General features: G+C 74.2%; 14 protein-coding genes and 1 riboswitch. Of the genes, 7 read left to right on the forward strand and 7 right to left on the reverse strand.

Annotated elements, in window-relative coordinates; genetic code table 11:
- From AE652_RS17325 to AE652_RS17340, 4 genes are all read left to right on the forward strand, one after another.
- Positions 1-727, forward strand: a 727-nt coding sequence (locus AE652_RS17325) for a PfkB family carbohydrate kinase (RefSeq protein ID WP_234348418.1), incomplete at its 5' end; no start/stop codon positions are given.
- Positions 728-758: 31 nt separating this feature from the next.
- Positions 759-1,508 carry an IclR family transcriptional regulator gene (locus AE652_RS17330; protein ID WP_049652384.1) on the forward strand — a complete coding sequence of 250 codons (750 nt, stop codon included), beginning with the start codon at positions 759-761 and terminating at the stop codon, positions 1,506-1,508.
- Positions 1,509-1,536: 28 nt separating this feature from the next.
- Positions 1,537-1,965, forward strand: coding sequence for a RidA family protein (locus AE652_RS17335; RefSeq protein WP_049652385.1), 429 nt, complete (start codon positions 1,537-1,539; stop codon positions 1,963-1,965).
- A gap of 182 nt (positions 1,966-2,147) precedes the next feature.
- Entirely contained in the window at positions 2,148-2,867 is a 720-nt protein-coding gene (locus tag AE652_RS17340; RefSeq protein ID WP_049652387.1) for a DUF2470 domain-containing protein, read from the forward strand.
- 58 nt (positions 2,868-2,925) lie between these two features.
- Here the strand turns inward: AE652_RS17340 and AE652_RS17345 are convergent, their stop codons facing one another.
- Positions 2,926-4,476: an APC family permease gene (locus tag AE652_RS17345; RefSeq protein ID WP_079272506.1), complete on the reverse strand. Its 1,551-nt coding sequence runs from the start codon at positions 4,474-4,476 to the stop codon at positions 2,926-2,928.
- A gap of 344 nt (positions 4,477-4,820) precedes the next feature.
- Positions 4,821-5,798 carry a LysM peptidoglycan-binding domain-containing M23 family metallopeptidase gene (locus tag AE652_RS17350; protein WP_053112105.1) on the reverse strand — a complete coding sequence of 326 codons (978 nt, stop codon included), beginning with the start codon at positions 5,796-5,798 and terminating at the stop codon, positions 4,821-4,823.
- Between the two features lie 2 nt (positions 5,799-5,800).
- A riboswitch (cyclic di-AMP (ydaO/yuaA leader) is annotated at positions 5,801-6,001 on the reverse strand.
- A 351-nt stretch (positions 6,002-6,352) separates the two neighbouring features.
- On the opposite strand from AE652_RS17350, the gene AE652_RS17355 reads away from it, so the two are divergent.
- On the forward strand, positions 6,353-7,834 hold the full coding sequence (locus tag AE652_RS17355; protein WP_082345793.1) for an MFS transporter: 1,482 nt from the start codon (positions 6,353-6,355) through the stop codon (positions 7,832-7,834).
- 7 nt (positions 7,835-7,841) lie between these two features.
- On the opposite strand, the gene purB is transcribed toward AE652_RS17355, so the two are convergent.
- Complete coding sequence (gene purB, locus AE652_RS17360) at positions 7,842-9,272, reverse strand: adenylosuccinate lyase (RefSeq protein ID WP_049652391.1); 1,431 nt, start codon at positions 9,270-9,272, stop codon at positions 7,842-7,844.
- A 118-nt stretch (positions 9,273-9,390) separates the two neighbouring features.
- Here purB and AE652_RS17365 point away from each other — a divergent pair, with 118 nt between their 5' ends.
- Positions 9,391-11,517, forward strand: a complete 2,127-nt coding sequence (locus tag AE652_RS17365) for an AAA family ATPase (protein ID WP_049652393.1) — start codon at positions 9,391-9,393, stop codon at positions 11,515-11,517.
- 40 nt (positions 11,518-11,557) lie between these two features.
- Here the strand turns inward: AE652_RS17365 and AE652_RS17370 are convergent, their stop codons facing one another.
- From AE652_RS17370 to AE652_RS17380, 3 genes are all read right to left on the reverse strand, one after another.
- Positions 11,558-12,013, reverse strand: a complete 456-nt coding sequence (locus AE652_RS17370) for a MarR family winged helix-turn-helix transcriptional regulator (protein WP_049652396.1) — start codon at positions 12,011-12,013, stop codon at positions 11,558-11,560.
- An 84-nt stretch (positions 12,014-12,097) separates the two neighbouring features.
- Positions 12,098-12,514, reverse strand: a complete 417-nt coding sequence (locus tag AE652_RS17375) for a DUF3037 domain-containing protein (protein ID WP_049652398.1) — start codon at positions 12,512-12,514, stop codon at positions 12,098-12,100.
- On the reverse strand, positions 12,511-13,266 hold the full coding sequence (locus AE652_RS17380) for a HipA family kinase (RefSeq protein ID WP_049652400.1): 756 nt from the start codon (positions 13,264-13,266) through the stop codon (positions 12,511-12,513). Before AE652_RS17380 ends, AE652_RS17375 begins: the two co-directional genes overlap by 4 nt.
- 182 nt (positions 13,267-13,448) lie before the next feature.
- Here AE652_RS17380 and AE652_RS17385 point away from each other — a divergent pair, with 182 nt between their 5' ends.
- Complete coding sequence (locus AE652_RS17385; RefSeq protein WP_049652402.1) at positions 13,449-14,807, forward strand: NAD(P)/FAD-dependent oxidoreductase; 1,359 nt, start codon at positions 13,449-13,451, stop codon at positions 14,805-14,807.
- A 63-nt stretch (positions 14,808-14,870) separates the two neighbouring features.
- On the opposite strand, the gene AE652_RS17390 is transcribed toward AE652_RS17385, so the two are convergent.
- On the reverse strand, positions 14,871-16,100 hold the full coding sequence (locus tag AE652_RS17390) for a GDSL-type esterase/lipase family protein (RefSeq protein WP_234348419.1): 1,230 nt from the start codon (positions 16,098-16,100) through the stop codon (positions 14,871-14,873).
- Positions 16,101-16,336 lie beyond the last annotated feature (236 nt).

Below are 16,336 nucleotides of genomic sequence, written 5' to 3' on the forward strand. Positions count from 1 at the left end.
GCCCGGCCTGCTCGCCGACCCGGCCGCCGCCGCGCTGCTGGCCGGCGCCCGGCTGCTGCACCTGTCCGGCATCACCGCCGCGCTCTCCGACGACTGCCTGGCCCTGCTGCGCGCCCTGCTCGCCGACCGCCGTCCGGGCCGCCTGGTCAGCTTCGACCTCAACTGGCGCCCCTCGCTCTGGCTCGACCGCGACCCGGCCGTCCTGCCGCCGCTGCTGGACGCCGCCGACCTGCTGCTGCTCGGCGCCGACGAGGCCGAGACCGCCTTCGGCACCGGCGACCCGGCCGAGCTCCGCCGCCGCTTCCCCGCCCCGGCCACCGTCGTGGTCAAGGACGCGGCCCGGCAGGTCACCGCCCTGGAGCAGGACGGTACGGCGGTCACCGAGCCGGCCCTCGCGGTCGAGGTGGTCGAGGCCACCGGCGCGGGCGACGCCTTCGCGGCCGGCTACCTGGCCGGCACCGTCCGGGGCCTGGACCAGCGGCGCCGGCTGCGGCTCGGCCACCTGAGCGCCGCCTGCGCGCTGACCGCCCCCGGCGACCAGGCCGAGCTGCCGGACGCCGCCGTGGTGGCCGCCCTGCTCGACGCCTCCCCCGCCCAGTGGGCCGCCACCCGGGTCACCCCGGAGGGCATCACCGGCCCGTCCCTGCCCGCCGGCGTCGCACGCCCGACCGACCGGACGCCGTGCGCCGACCGGTCGTCGTCCGCCGACCGGGCCCGGGCACAATGAGCGGGAACCCCAGCCCTCGAAGCGGAGCACGATGAGTCAGACCGTCACCCGCGCCCTGCGCATCCTCGCCGAGCTCGGCGAGGGCGAGCGCTCCCTCGACCAGCTCGCCGAGGTGCTCGGCGTCCACAAGACGACCGTGCTCCGACTGCTGCAGAGCCTCGAAGAGGAACGGTTCGTCTATCGCGACGCGGCCTACCGCTACCACCTGGGCGCCGGCCTCTTCGCGCTCTCCGGTCTGGCCCTGGAGCAGCGCGGCGTGCGCCGGATCGCCGCCCCGCACCTGGCCGAGCTGAACGCCGCCACCGGCCAGACCGTGCACCTGGCCGCGTACGAGGGCGGCGAGGTGGTCTACATCGACAAGTTCGACTCCCGCCACCCGGTGCGGATGTACTCCCGGATCGGCCTGCGCGCCGCCCTGCACAGCGCCGCCGTCTCCAAGGTGCTGCTGGCCGACCTGCCGCTGCCGGAGCGGCGCCGGGTGGTGGCCGGGATCGACTTCGTCCGGCACACCGAACGCACCCTGACCTCCCCCGAGGCGCTGCTCGCCGAGCTGGAGAGGGTCGCCGCCCAGGGCTGGGCGCAGGACCACGCCGAGCACGAGTCCTTCATCAACTGCGTGGCCGCGCCCGTCCGGGACGCCAGCGGGCGGGTGGTCGCCGCAGCCTCGATCTCCGTCCCGGACGTCGTCCTGCCGTACGAGCAGGTGCTGGACCTGCTCCCGCAGCTGCTCGCCACCACCCGCGCCGTCTCGGCCGACTGCGGCCGCCCCGACCACAACTGACGAACCGTCATACAACGTAAGGAACCCGATGTCCGCCGAGCACCCCCAGACCTTCGAGAAGACCGAGATCCGCACCGATGGCGCCCCCGCCCCCGCCTGGATGTTCTCCCAGGGCGTCCGCAAGGGCCCGTTCCTCCAGGTCTCCGGCCAGGGCCCGCAGGACCCGGCCACCGGCGAGTACCTGCACCACGGCGACGTGAAGGCGCAGACCCGCCGCACCCTGGAGAACGTCAAGGCCATCGTCGAGGCCGGCGGCGCCACCATCGAGGACGTGGTGATGTTCCGCGTCTACCTCACCAAGCGCGCCGACTTCCCGCTGATGAACGAGGTCTACGCCGAGTTCATCGACGAGAACATCAAGCCCGGCGGCGTGAAGCCGTGCCGTACCACCGTCTTCGTCGAGCTGCCGCAGGAGCCGATGCTGGTCGAGATCGACGCCCAGGCCGTCATCGGCTGACCCGGCCCCGCCCGACGGAAGGGCCCGGACGCCACCCGCGCGTCCGGGCCCTTCCGCCTGCCCGGGCCCGCCCGCTCGCCCCACCGCCTGCTCACCCCACCGCCTGCTTGCCACACCGCCTGCTTGCCACACCCCCAGCCGCACATTAGGTTAGGCTCACCTAACTAACTGGAGGTCCGTCCATGAGCCTGCCCACCGGCGACACCGAGGTCCCCGAGCCCAGCACCGCCGACCGGATCCACAGCCTGCTCAGCACGACCTCCTCGCTCACCGTCCGCGCCCTGGGCGAGCACCACCACCTGGACACCCAGGTCTCCGTGCACGGCTCCCGGCTGCGACTGCGCGCCGCCCTGGACGACCCGCTGACCACGGCCGCCGTCGGCGCCGCCGAGGGCCTCGCCGTCGTCCTCGACGTCACCGACATCGCCCCCGTCGCCGTCCGCGACCGCGTCCGCGCCCGCCTCACCCTGGCCGGCCGGCTGCGACCGGCCCACCTCACCGACGACGGCCTCGGCGTGCACCTGCGGGTGGACGTCGCCCACGCCGTCCTCGCCACCCCGTACGCCACCGGCGCGATCACCGCCGCCGACCTCGCCCTGGCCACCCCCGACCCGCTGGCCCGGTACGAGGCCATGCTGCTCACCCACCTCGCCGACGACCACGCCGAGGCGCTCGACGTCCTCACCCGGCTGCTCGACCCGGCCGTGCTCGCCCACGCCCCGGAGGTCCGCCCGCTCGCCCTGGACCGCCACGGCCTGGTGCTGCGCCTGGACCACTCGCACGGCCACCGCGACGTCCGCCTGGTCTTCCCCGAACCCGCCCGGGACACCGACGACTTCGGCCACCGGATGCACGAGCTGCTGGCCGCCGCCCAGTACGGCCTGCCGGTCCACCGGCGCTGAACCCGGGCCCGCCCGGCGCGAACGCCCGGGCCCGCCGGCCACCGCGGCCCCGGCCCGGTCACCGCTCGACCGCGTCCTCCAGCACCACCCGCCCGATCCGCGCGTACAGCCCGGGCCGCCACCGGCGCACCGCGAGCGCCAGCCCGATCCCGCCCGCGAACACCCCGATCACCAGGTACGGGATCAGCCGGAACAGCAGCGTGTGCGCCGCCTCCCCCGCCGCGGCGTCCCGATTGAGCACCAGCAGCACCACCACCCCGGCCATCGCCACCCCGCCCGCCAGCGGCGCGGCCAGCGTCCGGAACCAGTGCGCCGTCTCCGGGTGCCGTCCGCGCACGTGGAAGTACCCGACCACGGCGAAGGAGCAGAGCGTCTGCACGACCAGGATCGCCATCGTCCCGAGCAGCGCCAGCAGCGTGTACAGGTGCGCGTACGGGTCCATGCCGGCCGCCAGGAACCCCGCCACCAGCCCCACCGCGATGACCGACTGCGTCACCGAGGCGACGTGCGGCGAGCCGTGCCGCGGATGGGTGCGGCCGAGCGCCGGGTGCAGCAGCCCCTCCCGCCCGATCGCGTACAGGTACCGGGCCGCGCACTGGTGGAAGGCCATCGCGCAGGCGAACGAGCCGGTGACGACCAGCCATTGGAAGACCTTCACCGCCCAGGCCCCCAGGTGCGCGGCGAGCTGGTCGAAGAACAGGCTGTTGCCGTCCTTGCCCGGCACCGCGCCGCCCGCCACCGCGACCGCCCGCTCGACGCCGTTGCCGGACACGATCATCCAGGACACGAAGACGTAGAGCAGCCCGACCCCGATCACGGAGATCAGCGTGGCCCGCGGCACCACCCGCTTCGGGTCTCGGGACTCCTCGCCGTACATCGCGGTGGACTCGAAGCCCACCCAGGACCAGAACGCGAAGAACAGTCCGAGACCGGCCGCCGAAGTCCCCGAACTCCCCACCCCCTTCAGCGCGTTCAGCGGGTTCAGGGTCCCGGCCGCGAGCCCGTCCGGCCCGCCGCCGGAGAGCAGCACCGCCAGTGAGACCGCCGACAGGACGCCGATCTCCAGCACCAGCGCGACCCCGAGCACCCTGGCCGTCAGATGCAGGTCGAACCAGCCCATCACCCCGATCACCGCCGCCCCGAACAGCGCGTACCAGCCCCAGCCGACGTCCACCCCCAGCTGTGAACGGACCAGCCCGCGCAGCGAGTACGCGAAGAAGCCGAGGGCCGCGGCCTCGGTGACGACGTACGCGAGCACCGCGAGCAGCCCCGAGGCCATCCCCGCCACCCGCCCCAGCCCGTGCGAGACGTAGCCGTAGAACGCGCCGGCCGCGGTGATGTGCCGGGCCATCGCCACGTAGCCGACCGAGAACACCGTCAGCACCACGGTCGCCACGATGTACGCGGCGGGCGCGCCCGCGCCGTTGCCCTGACCGACGATGATCGGCAGGTTGCCGGTCATCGCGGTGATCGGGGCGGCGGTGGCGAGCGCCATGAACACCACGCCGACCAGGCCGACCGAGTCCGCCTTCAGCCGGTCGACCCCGCCCGCCCCGGGCCGCTCCCGCCCGGCCGTCTCCCCCGCCACGCCCCCGCTGCGGACCGCCATCCGGCCTCCTCGCCTCCCGGCCCGCCCGACCGCCGGACCGGCCGGGCGCTGACCGTCCGCCAGCATGGCGCCCGCGGGCGCCCGGAGATCCCGGCGACCCCCCTGCGGGACACCGGAGTTGACGCTTCGTTCGATCGCTCGAACACCCCGGCGGGCCCGGGAACGAAAGCGGCCGGCCCGGCCGCACGAGGAGGTCCTCATGCGGCCGGGCCGGCCTGGGCGTGTCCCGCGCCCATGTCCGCCGTGCGGCGATCACCCGGTCGAGCGGTCACCCGACATGACCATCCCGGGCGATCGGTTCGCCCGCAGCGGCGGTGGTTCCTGGTACCCCGGAGCTCTCGGGGTCAGAGCGCGACGCCGTGCGCGCGCAGGTAGGCGACCGGGTTGATGTCCGAGCCGTACTCCGAGCCGTTGCGGATCTCGAAGTGCAGGTGCGGGCCGGTCACGTTGCCGGTGGCGCCGGAGAGGCCGATCTGCTGGCCGGCGGTGACGGTCTGACCGATCCTCACGCCGATCGAGGAGAGGTGCGCGTACTCGGCGTAGTGGCCGTCGGCGAGCCTGATCTCGACCTCGTTGCCGTAGGCGCCGCCGTTGCCGGCCTTGACCACGACACCGTTGGCGACGGCGCGCAGCGGGGTGCCGGTGGAGGCGACGAAGTCCTGGCCGGTGTGGTGGCCGGAGGCCCACATCGAGCCGGCCACGCCGTAGGCGGTGCCGAGCCGCGGGCTCGCCAGCGGGGCGACGAAGCCGGAGGTGGCGGCGGCGACCGGAGTGGCGGTCACGGCCTGGGCCGGAACGGCGACCTGGAGCTGGGTCTCGAGCTGCGCGGAGGGCTTGGCGGCCTCGGTCTGCACCTGGACCTGGGCCTGCGGCTTGGCGGCCTGGGTCGCCGGAGCGGACGGCTTGGCGGGCTTGGCCGGGGCGGCGGGCTTCGCCGGGGCGGCGTCGGCGGCCGGGGCGGCGTGGCCGGACAGCGCGAGCTGCTGGCCCGGGAAGATCAGGTTCGGGTTGGCGCCGACGACCGAGCGGTTCTGCTCGTACAGCGCGTGCCAGCCGCCCTCGACGTTCTTGGCGTCGGCGATCTTGGACAGGGTGTCACCGCTGACGACGCGGTAGCTCTCCTGCGTGGCCTGGGCGGCCGGAGCGGCGGCCTGCGTGGCCTGCTTGGCCTCGGTGGAGGCGGCGACCGGAGCGGCCGGGGTGTGGGCCTGGGCGCTCATCGCGGTGACGAGCGGGAGGGCGAAGGACACACCGGTGACGGCGGTGGCGATGCCGATGCGGGCGGCGCGGGGCAGGGCGATACGACGAGCCTGTGCAGGCATGGAATTTTCCTCTCCGACGCCTGCGAGGTGAGCTGTCGGGTTCGGGCTGGAGTTGCCCGGCCGCTTGCGCGGCTTCACCCCAAGCCGGTCCTGGACGCCCGCGCCCTGAGGCGCGAACTCCGGTCCGGCGACTTACCTGTGGGTCCCCCGCTCCTGCCGTACAGAGTTCGTTTCGAACCACCGGGCAGCGGCAGGACTCGGCGTTCCACCCGGCGGATCCGTCCGGACTGGCCGGGCGGTCGCTGAACTAAAACCCATCCGTTCGGGTGAAGCAATGTCGATCTCTTGAAACGGCAACGATCCCCCCTGTCCCAGTGACCCTCCGCAGGCCCGGGCCCACGGTGCGTACACAACCCATTCACCGCCCGCCACTGATCCACGACCCTGCGCCGAGATCGGCCACGCCGCGCACCCGTCCGCTCACGCACCGCCAGCCGCCAACACACCCACCGGTGACCCTTGTCACGTGCGCCTCGGCAGCGCAGGATTCGCCCGTGGCCACCTCCGAGGCCGGCACCCTGCGCCTGGGCACCGCGCAGGGTCGCTGGGTACTAATGGCGACGGTGCTCGGCTCCAGCATGGCGATGCTGGACGGCACCGTGGTGAACGTCGCGCTGCCCCGGATCGGCGCCGACCTCGGCGCCTCCCTCGCGTCCCTGCAATGGACCCTGAACGCCTATCTGCTCACCCTGGCGGGCCTGATCCTGCTCGGCGGCGCGCTCGGCGACCGCTACGGGCGGCGCAAGGTCTTCCTGATCGGCGTGGTCTGGTTCGCCGTCGCCTCCGCGGCCTGCGCCGCCGCGCCGAACATCCACGTGCTGATCGCCGCCCGCGCCGTCCAGGGCATCGGCGGGGCACTGCTCACCCCCGGTTCGCTCGCCATGCTCCAGGCCGTCTTCCACCCTGACGACCGCTCGGCGGCGGTCGGGCTCTGGTCCGGCCTCGGCGGGGTGTCGGCGGCGGTCGGCCCCTTCCTCGGCGGCTGGCTGGTGGACGGCCCCGGCTGGCGCTGGATCTTCCTGCTGAACCTGCCGCTCGCCGCCGCCGTGATCGCGGTCACCACCCGGTCGGTGCCGGAGAGCCGGGACGAGGGCGCCTCCGGCCGCTTCGACGTCCTCGGCGCCGTGCTCGCCGCCCTCGCCCTCGGCGCGATCACCTACGCGCTGACGGCGGCCGGCGAGGGCCTGTCCCCCGCCGTCTGGGTCAGCGGGGTGCTCGGAGTGGCGCTCGGCGTCGCCTTCGTGGCGGTCGAGCGCCGCGCGCCCGATCCGATGCTGCCGCTCGGACTGTTCTCCTCCCGGCTGTTCACCGCCGTGAACCTGGTCACCCTGTGCGTGTACGCGGCGTTCAGCGGCGTCTTCTTCCTGCTGGTGGTGCAGCTCCAGATCGTGTCCGGCTTCTCGCCGCTGGTCTCGGGCTTCGCGCTGGTGCCGATCACCGTGCTGATGCTGCTGCTGTCCGCGCGCGCCGGGCGGCTCGGCAAGCGGATCGGCCCGCGCATCCCGCTGACCGTCGGCCCCCTGCTGTGCGCCGCCGGGGTGCTGCTGATGCTGCGCGTCGGCCCGGACTCCTCCTACTGGGTGGACGTGCTGCCCGCCGTCACGGTGATGGGCTGCGGCATGACGCTGCTGGTCGCACCGCTGACGGCGACCGTGCTGGCCGCCGTCGAGGTCCGGCACGCGGGCATCGCCAGCGGGGTCAACAACGCCGCCGCCCGCGCGGCCGGCCTGCTCGCGGTCGCCGCCCTGCCGGCGCTGGCCGGGCTGAGCGGCGACGCCTACCGGGTGCCCTCCTCGGTCGACTCCGCCTTCCACACCGCGATGCTGATCTGCGCGGGCCTGCTGGCCGCCGGCGGGCTGATCGCCCTCGCGACCGTACGGGGCAACGTGCTCGCCGCCGACGACCAGCAGGTGGCCGAGCCGAACTGCGACTGGCCGTGCGGCACCACCACCCCGCCGCTGGACCCGGGCCACGTCCCCACGACGCGCGAGGGCCCCGCCACCGGTCCGGCGGCGGGGCCCTCGGCTCAGGGCTGACGAGACGTCAGAGGATGTCGCCGGGCGCGTACTTGGCGGCCTCCGGGTAGGCGGCCGCGACGGCCTCCACCTGGCGGACCACCTCGGCGACCTGGGCGCCGGCCGCGCCGGTGAAGGACAGCCGGTCGGCGAGCAGCGCGTCCAGCGCGGCCCGGTCCAGCGGGATCCGCTCGTCGGCGGCCAGCCGGTCCAGCAGCTCGTTCTCCCGGGCGCCCGCGCGCATCGCCAGCGCGGAGGCGACGGCGTGCTCCTTGATGACCTCGTGCCCGGTCTCCCGGCCGACGCCTGCGCGCACCGCGCCCATCAGCACCTTGGTGGTGGCGAGGAACGGCAGGTAGCGGTCCAGCTCGGCCTCGATCACGGCGGGGAAGGCGCCGAACTCGTCGAGGACGGTCAGGAAGGTCTCCAGCAGGCCGTCGAAGGCGAAGAACGCGTCCGGCAGCGCGACCCGGCGCACCACCGAGCAGGAGACGTCGCCCTCGTTCCACTGGTCGCCGGCCAGCTCGCCGGTCATCGAGGCGTAGCCGCGCAGGATGACGGCCAGGCCGTTGACGCGCTCGCAGGAGCGGGTGTTCATCTTGTGGGGCATCGCGGAGGAGCCGACCTGGCCCTCCTTGAAGCCCTCCGTGACCAGCTCGTGGCCGGCCATCAGGCGGATGGTCTTGGCCAGGCTGGACGGCGCGGCGGCCAGCTGGACGAGGGCGGTGAGCACCTCGAAGTCCAGCGAGCGCGGGTAGACCTGGCCGACGCTGGTCAGCACGTTCTCGAAGCCGAGGTGCCCGGCGACCCGGCGCTCCAGCTCGGCCAGCTTGTCGGTGTCGCCACCGAGGAGGTCGAGCATGTCCTGGGCGGTGCCGACCGGGCCCTTGATCCCGCGCAGCGGGTAGCGGGCGATCAGCTCCTCCAGGCGGCGGAAGGCGACCAGCAGCTCGTCGGTGATCGACGCGAACCGCTTGCCCAGGGTGGTGGCCTGCGCGGCCACGTTGTGCGAGCGGCCGGCCATGACCAGCTCGGCGTGCTGGGCGGACAGCTTGGCCAGGCGCACCAGCACGGCCACCGTGCGGTCCCGCACGTGCTCCAGGGACTGGCGGATCTGCAGCTGCTCGACGTTCTCGGTCAGGTCCCGGGAGGTCATTCCCTTGTGGATCTGCTCGTGCCCGGCGAGCTCGCTGAACTCCTCGATCCGGGCCTTCACGTCGTGGCGGGTGACCCGCTCACGGGCGGCGATCGAGCCGAGGTCGACCTGGTCGATCACCCGCTCGTAGTCGGCGACGGCGGTCGCCGGAACCTCGACGCCGAGGTCCTGCTGGGCCTTCAGGACGGCGAGCCACAGGTGGCGCTCGAGGACCACCTTGTGCTCGGGGGACCACAGCTGGGCCAGGGTCGCCGAGGCGTACCGGGAGGCCAGGACATTGGGGATCTGGGGCTTCGCGCTCACGCTTCGCAAGAGTAACAGCCGAGGTCACGCCGGACGTCGGCGGATGGGGTAGGCTGGGTCAATTGAGCGCCTTTTAGACGACGCTTCACAGCCTTCTCACCGCAAGGATACCACACCGATGAGCGAACCGCCAGTGACCGCGCGGGACTCCAGCGCCCTCGCCGCGGCCCTGCGCACCGAGCAGGCCCACCTCGCCCGGCTCTACGCCCGGCTGGACACCGAGCGTGAACGGGCCCGCCGCACCGCCGACGGCGCCCACGACGGCGCCGGATCCGGCGGCACCCACCAGGCCCGACTGGAGCGCGAGGTGCGCTCCCGCGAAGCCGCCCGCCACGCCGCCCGGCTGGAGGCGGTCGAGCGCGGCCTCTGCTTCGGTCGGCTCGACGAGCGCGACGGCACCGTCCGCTACATCGGCCGCACCGGCCTGACCGACGAGACGTACGAACCGCTGCTGCTCGACTGGCGCGCGCCGGCCGCCCGCCCCTTCTACACCGCGACCCCCGTCCACCCCGGCCCGGTGGTGCGCCGCCGCCACCTGCACACCCGGGGCCGCACCGTCACCGGCCTCGACGACGAGGCGCTCGACCTCGCCGGGCTGGACGAGTCCGGCCGCCGCACCCTGGTCGGCGAAGCCGCCCTGCTCGCCGCCCTCGACCGCGAACGCACCGGCCGGATGGGCACCGCCGTCGCCACCATCCAGGCAGAGCAGGACCGGGTGATCCGCTCCCCGCTGCGCGGCGCCCTGGTCGTCCAGGGCGGCCCCGGCACCGGGAAGACGCTGGCCGCCCTGCACCGCGCCGCCTACCTGCTGTTCACCCACCGCGCCGCGCTGGAGCGCCGGGGCGTCCTGGTGATCGGCCCCAACCCCGGCTTCCTGCGGTACATCGAGGAGGTGCTGCCCGCCCTCGGCGAGACCGAGGTGGTGCTCCGCACCGTCGCCGAACTCCTCCCCGGCCTCGCCGCCACCGGCACCGACGACCCCGCCGCCGCCTTCGCCAAGGGCGGCCCCTGGATGGCCGGGGTGCTCCGCGCCGCCGTGGCCGCCCACCAGACGGCCCCCGCCGAGGGCCTGGACCTCGGCGAGGGGCTGCGGGTCTCCGCCCGGGCCTGCGCCGAGGCCCGGGACGCCGCCCGCGGCCTGCGACTGCCGCACAACCGGGCCCGCGCCTTCTACCTGGGCACCCTGCTCGACGCCCTCGCGATCGGCCAGGCGCTCAGCCTCGGCCGACCGTACGACGACGAGGAGGCGCACTACGCCCCGCGCGAGTTGTGGGAGCGGCCGGACGTCCGCGCCGCGCTCGACCCGCTCTGGCCCCGGCTCACCCCGCAACAGCTGCTCGAACGCCTGCTCACCGACCGGGAGTTGCTCGCCTCAGCGACCCCCGAGCACGCGACCGCCCTGCTCCGCCCGCCCGGCTCCGAGTGGACGGCCGAGGACGTCCCGCTGCTCGACGAGGCCGCCGAACTCCTGGGTATCGAGGGGCCCTCGGCCCCCACCGGTCAAGACCCGGACGAACTGGCCTTCGCCCAGGGCGTGTTGACCATCACCGGGCAGACCGACGACGCCCTGCTGGACTCCGCCGCCCTGGCCGAGCGCTTCCGCGACGACGGCCCGTACCGCTCCACCGCCGAACGCGCCGCCGCCGACCGCACCTGGGCGTACGGCCACGTCGTCGTGGACGAGGCGCAGGAGCTGTCCGCGATGGCCTGGCGCGCCGTCCTGCGGCGCGTCCCGACCACCTCGCTCACCATCGTCGGCGACCTCGCCCAGACCGGCTCGCCGGCCGGCGCCCGCAGCTGGGCCGAGACGCTCGACCCGCACCTGCCCGGCCGCTGGCGCGAGGAACGGCTCACCGTCAACTACCGCACGCCGGAGCCCGTCATGGCCCTCGCCGCCGCCGTGCTGCGCACCGCCGTACCCGGCCACCGGCCGCCCGAGTCCATCCGCCCGGGCACCGAGCGGCCCCGCGCGGTCCGCGTCCCGGCGGGCGGCTTCGCCGCCGCGCTCGCCCGGCTGCCCGTCGGCCCGGGCACCCTCGGCGTGATCGCACCGGACGTCCTGGCCGGGGAGCTGGACGCACTCACCGTCGCGGACGCCAAGGGGCTGGAATTCGACGCGGTCGTGGTGGTCGAGCCGGCCGCGCTCGCCCCGCGCGACCTCTACGTCGCCCTGACCCGGACCACCCGCTCACTCACCCTGCTCCACCACCGGCCGCTGCCACCGGAACTCGCCGGGCTGCTCTGACCGGGACGAAGCACTGGTGGCGTACGGGCGGCGCGGGGTCCTACTGCGCGCCGCCCGTACGACCGGCCAGCACCGGCAGCACCTGGGAGCAGATCGAGTGCAGGGCGATCCGCTGCTCGTCGGTCATCGCCTCGAAGGCCTGGTGGGTCCGGGCCATCTCGCCGCGGATGCGGTTCAGGATCTCCCGGCCCTCGGCCGTGATCACCACGATCTTCACCCGGCGGTCACCGGCCGCCGCCTCCCGGTTGGCCAGGCCCAGCGACTCCAGCCGGTCCACGATCCCGGTGACGTTCGAGGCGTCGCAGCCGAGCCTCCCGGCCAGCGCGCGCATCGGCACCGGCTCCTGCACCGCGCCCAGCGCCTTGGCCTGCGAGGAGGAGAGCCCGTGCCGGGCGGCGGCGGCCGCGAAGTCCTGGAAGTACGCGGCACCGACGGAGGCCAGCGCCTCCATCAACTCGGCGTTGGTCGGTACGGTCGTCGTCGCTGTCGAACCCATGGGGCCAGAGTACGACCAGGTGCTTCAGCAACTCAAGCTTTGACCACGGCAACCGTCCGCGAGCCGCCCCGGAACCCTCCGGTGTCAGAGCACCAGCTGGTCGAACAGCCGCCGGAGCTCCGCCTCCGGGTCCGCGGTCAGCCCGGTGTGCACCGGCCCCGGCTGGACGATCGCGCTGCGCGGCGCGGTCAGCCAGCGGAACCGCTGCCCGGCGCTGTCCCCCGCCGCCGGACCGGCCTGCGGGCCGCCGTGGCAGACCGCCTCGATCCCCTGCAGCGCCCGCCGCACGCCCTGCACGTCCGCCACCGGGTCCAGCGCCAGCAGCCGGGCCTGGTCCAGGTGGGTCCGGGCGGCCAGGTGCGATTCCTGTCGGCAGTACAGCAGCACCCCGACGTTGACGCACTCGCCGCGCTCGACCCTCGGCACCGCGCGGATCACGGCGTACTCGTAGTCGTGCAGCTCGACGGTGGCCGGCAGCACGGACAGCGTGAACTCGGTCATGCGGGCACCTCCGGCAGCCAGTCGCGCGGACCGGCCAGTCGCTCGGTCAGCTGGGTCCGGTACGCGGCGCGCACCTCGTCGGGCGAGTCGAAGCCGAACTCGTCCACCAGCCAGACCTCGGGGATCTGCGCCACCGCGCCCTCGATCGCCGCCTCGGCGAGCGGCGCGAGCGCCTTGTCGGCCGCCGCCAGGTCCGGCCGGGCCCCCAGCAGCGCGTGGTCGGAGGCGTCGTACGGACGGCGGATCCAGGCGGCGGCACCCGGCCAGTTGTGGTGGAAGATCAGGCTCGCGCCGTGGTCGATCAGCCGCAGCCCGCCGGTCGCCACCAGCAGGTTGGGGTTGCGCCAGGAGCGGTCGACGTTGCCGATCAGCGCGTCGAACCAGAGCACCTGCCCGGCGAGCTCCGGATCCACCTCGAAGCAGAGCGGGTCGAAGTTGAGCGCGCCGCTGACGAAGGCCATCCCGAGGTTGGTCCCGCCGCTGGCCCTCATCTGGTCCTGGATCTGGTGGTCCGGCTCGCTGCGCGCGAGCACCGGGTCCAGGTCGACCGTCACCAGCTCCGGCACCGGCAGCCCGAGCCGCCGGCCGAGCTCCCCGGCCAGCACCTCCGCCACCAACGCCTTGCGGCCCTGCGCCGCACCGACCCATTTCAGCGCGTACAGCCGCCGATCGTCGGCCTCGACCAGGCCCGGCATCGAGCCGCCTTCTCGCAGTGGCGTCACGTACCGGATCGCCGTCACCTCGGGTAGCACGGCCGACAGCCTATCGGTGTCGCCGCCCTTTCCTCTCTCCCCCTCCCGCCGCCACCCCGTTCTCCCTTTTCTCCCTGCCCTCCTCCACCCCACCCCCACGGCCCCGCCCCGGTGGCAGCCCCCGCTGCTCCGTGCGAGTGTGGCGGACAGTAATGGGGACCTTCACGGCAAAGGGATGAGCGATGGAACGACCTCGGATCCTGATCGTGGGCGGTGGCTTCGCCGGCCTGGAGTGCGCCCGCCGCCTCGAACACAAGCTGTCACCGTCGGAGGCCGAGATCTCGCTGGTCACGCCGTTCAGCTACCAGCTCTACCTCCCCCTCCTCCCCCATGTCGCGGCCGGCGTCCTCACCCCGCAGTCCGTGGCCGTCTCGCTGCGCCGTACGCTGCGCCGCACCCACATCGTCCCCGGCGGCGCCATCGGTGTGGACCCGGCCTCCAAGGTGTGCGTCGTCCGCAAGATCACCGACGAGGTGGTGGCGCAGAAGTACGACGTCCTGGTGCTCGCCCCCGGCAGCGTCACCCGCACCTTCGACATCCCCGGCCTCACCGACTACGCCCGCGGCATGAAGACGCTCGCCGAGGCGGCCTACGTCCGCGACCACGTGATCGCCCAACTCGACCTCGCCTCGGCCACCTTGGACCAGAAGGAGCGCGAGTCCCGGCTCCAGTTCGTGGTGGTCGGCGGCGGCTACGCGGGCACCGAGACGGCCGCCTGCCTCCAGCGCCTGACCACCGCCGCCGCCCACCGCTACCCTCGTCTGGACGCCCGGCAGATCAAGTGGCACCTGATCGACATCGCCCCGAAGCTGATGCCGGAGCTCGGCGACCCGCTCGGCGAGGCCGCCCTGGAGGTGCTGCGCGACCGCGGCATCGAGGTGTCGCTGGGCGTCTCGGTGGCCGAAGTCGGCGCCGAGACGGTCAAGTTCACCGACGGCCGGGTGCTCCCCTGCCGCACCCTGATCTGGACGGCCGGGGTGGCCGCGAGCCCGCTGATCGGCACCCTGGACGCCGAGACGGTCCGCGGCCGGCTCGCCGTGACGGCGGAGATGCGGGTGCCGCAGTTCGAGGGCGTGTTCGCGCTCGGCGACGCCGCCGCCGTCCCCGACCTCGCCAAGGGCGACGGCGCGGTCTGCCCGCCGACCGCCCAGCACTCCGCCCGCCAGGGCCGCGCGGTCGCGAACAACGTGATCGCCTCGCTCCGCAACCAGCCCCTGGAGCCGTACTACCACAAGGACTTGGGCCTGGTGGTCGACCTCGGCGGCAAGGACGCGGTCTCCAAGCCGCTCGGCATCGAGCTGCGCGGGGTGCCCGCCCAGCTGGTGGCGCGCGGCTACCACCTGATGGCGATGCGCACCAACGCGGCCAAGTTCCGGGTGGGCGCCAACTGGCTGCTCAACGCGACCGCCGGCGACGACTTCGTCCGGACCGGCTTCCTCGCCCGCCAGCCCGCCCGGCTGCAGGACTTCGAGTACACCGACGCGTACCTGACGAAGGATCAGGTCATCGCGCACGCCCAGTCCCTGCTCGCCAAGGGCTGAGCACGGCGGAACGGCGGAACGGCGCCCCCACGGCCGAGGCCGCGGGGGCGCCGAACCGTGTGCTCACCGTGCGGTCAGGTACATCCCGCCCGCGTCCTGCCCGGCCGTGTTGCGGCACGCGTAGTCACCGCTCGGGCGCGCCCACAGCAGCGTCAGGCAGCGCCCGACCGCCTGCTGGCCGTAGTAGTTGGGGTGCATCGACTCCTGCAGCACGCCCTGCGTGGAGTTGAGGCCGCCGTCCAGGAAGCGCGCCCACTCGCTGGTGGTCGCGGACGGGCCGGAGCTCGCGGTCGGCTGCCGGGTGGCCGTCGAGCAGACCTCGCGGCCCTGCAGCATGTCCGACAGGTCCAGGAACTGCGCGCCCTTGGCGGCGGCGACGCCCGCCAGGGCCTGGGAGATCTGCGGCACCATCGAGTCGCGGGCCCAGTCGGCGTCGCCGTCCCAGAACGGGCAGCCGCCGGTGTTGGAGCGGGTCCAGCCGCTCTCCGGGTACCGCATCTCGGCGCCGCGCGGGATCGGCGACGGGTAGGACTGCAGCACCAGGCGGTAGTCCGACTGCGCGTAGCCGGCGCCGGTCATCACCGCGCGGATCTCGTCGATCGCCTTGCCGACCCCGGCCATCGCGGCGGGCATCTTGGCGTCGATCCCGGACTGCGCGGAGTCGTGGCAGTAGGAGTACCAGATCAGGTAGTCCTGCACGCAGGTGGAGATGACGTCCGAGAAGCCCAGGTCGTTGCCGCCGATCGACAGGGTGATCAGCTTGACGTTGTTCTGCCGTGCCACGGTGGCGAGTTGGTCGGCCTGCGGGGCCTCGCCCTTGAGCGACTGCCCGCCGTTGGCGGCACGGAAGACGTTGGCGCTGACGGCGCCGGAGCAGGCCAGGTCGATCTCGTTCTGGGCCCCGGTCGAGGCGCTGAGCACCTCGGCGACGTCCGAGCGGTCGCACCCGCTCGCGGCGGTGGCGCCGTAGACCCGCGAGGGGTCGTACGAACTGCCGGTCCAGGCCCGGTCGGTGCCGTTGCGGCCGCCGCCGGTGCCGGCCGCGTTGCCCTTCCAGCGGCCGGCCTCCCCGGAGATGTAGCTGTCGCCGAGGGTGACGCTGGCGGTGGGCCCGGACGGCACGACAGCCGGTGCGGCCGGGGCGGACGGAGCGGCGGAGGCCGGCGAGGCGACGGCCAGGCCCGCGACGGCGATCGGGAGGGCCAGGGCCGCGGCGAGCAGCCGTCGGCCGGGGCGAGGGGCGCTGCCGGTGCTGCGGGCACTGCGGGTGCTGCTCGAACAGTTCTCGGGCACTGCGGAACTCCTGCGGCTCGGTCCTCCCGGGGAAACGGGGAACGGGAGGACGCCTGGGTGAGGGTGGGCCGCCGGCCGGTGGCGCGATGAAGATGACATGCGCGCGCCCACCACCGCTAGGCGTCTGCGGGAGGTTTCCGCTTTTGTTACCGCCGGGTTCAGACCAACCGGGCGGGCGACGCCCAAACGCCGCCCGCGGTTCACACCCGCCACACCTGCCCCCCCCCCCCCCCCCC

Origin of the sequence: Kitasatospora sp. MY 5-36, from assembly GCF_001182915.1 — a bacterium.
Lineage (GTDB): Bacteria > Actinomycetota > Actinomycetes > Streptomycetales > Streptomycetaceae > Kitasatospora.

Bases quoted from the DNA above. Each gene is read 5' to 3' on its own strand.
- AE652_RS17350 (WP_053112105.1), bottom strand. From the start codon at position 5,798: ATGCCTGCACAGGCTCGTCGTATCGCCCTGCCCCGCGCCGCCCGCATC.
- AE652_RS17370 (WP_049652396.1), bottom strand. From the start codon at position 12,013: ATGGGTTCGACAGCGACGACGACCGTACCGACCAACGCCGAGTTGATG.
- AE652_RS17375 (WP_049652398.1), bottom strand. From the start codon at position 12,514: ATGACCGAGTTCACGCTGTCCGTGCTGCCGGCCACCGTCGAGCTGCAC.
- AE652_RS17385 (WP_049652402.1), top strand. From the start codon at position 13,449: ATGGAACGACCTCGGATCCTGATCGTGGGCGGTGGCTTCGCCGGCCTG.
- AE652_RS17340 (WP_049652387.1), top strand. From the start codon at position 2,148: ATGAGCCTGCCCACCGGCGACACCGAGGTCCCCGAGCCCAGCACCGCC.
- AE652_RS17330 (WP_049652384.1), top strand. From the start codon at position 759: ATGAGTCAGACCGTCACCCGCGCCCTGCGCATCCTCGCCGAGCTCGGC.
- AE652_RS17365 (WP_049652393.1), top strand. From the start codon at position 9,391: ATGAGCGAACCGCCAGTGACCGCGCGGGACTCCAGCGCCCTCGCCGCG.
- AE652_RS17345 (WP_079272506.1), bottom strand. From the start codon at position 4,476: ATGGCGGTCCGCAGCGGGGGCGTGGCGGGGGAGACGGCCGGGCGGGAG.
- AE652_RS17335 (WP_049652385.1), top strand. From the start codon at position 1,537: ATGTCCGCCGAGCACCCCCAGACCTTCGAGAAGACCGAGATCCGCACC.
- AE652_RS17355 (WP_082345793.1), top strand. From the start codon at position 6,353: ATGGCGACGGTGCTCGGCTCCAGCATGGCGATGCTGGACGGCACCGTG.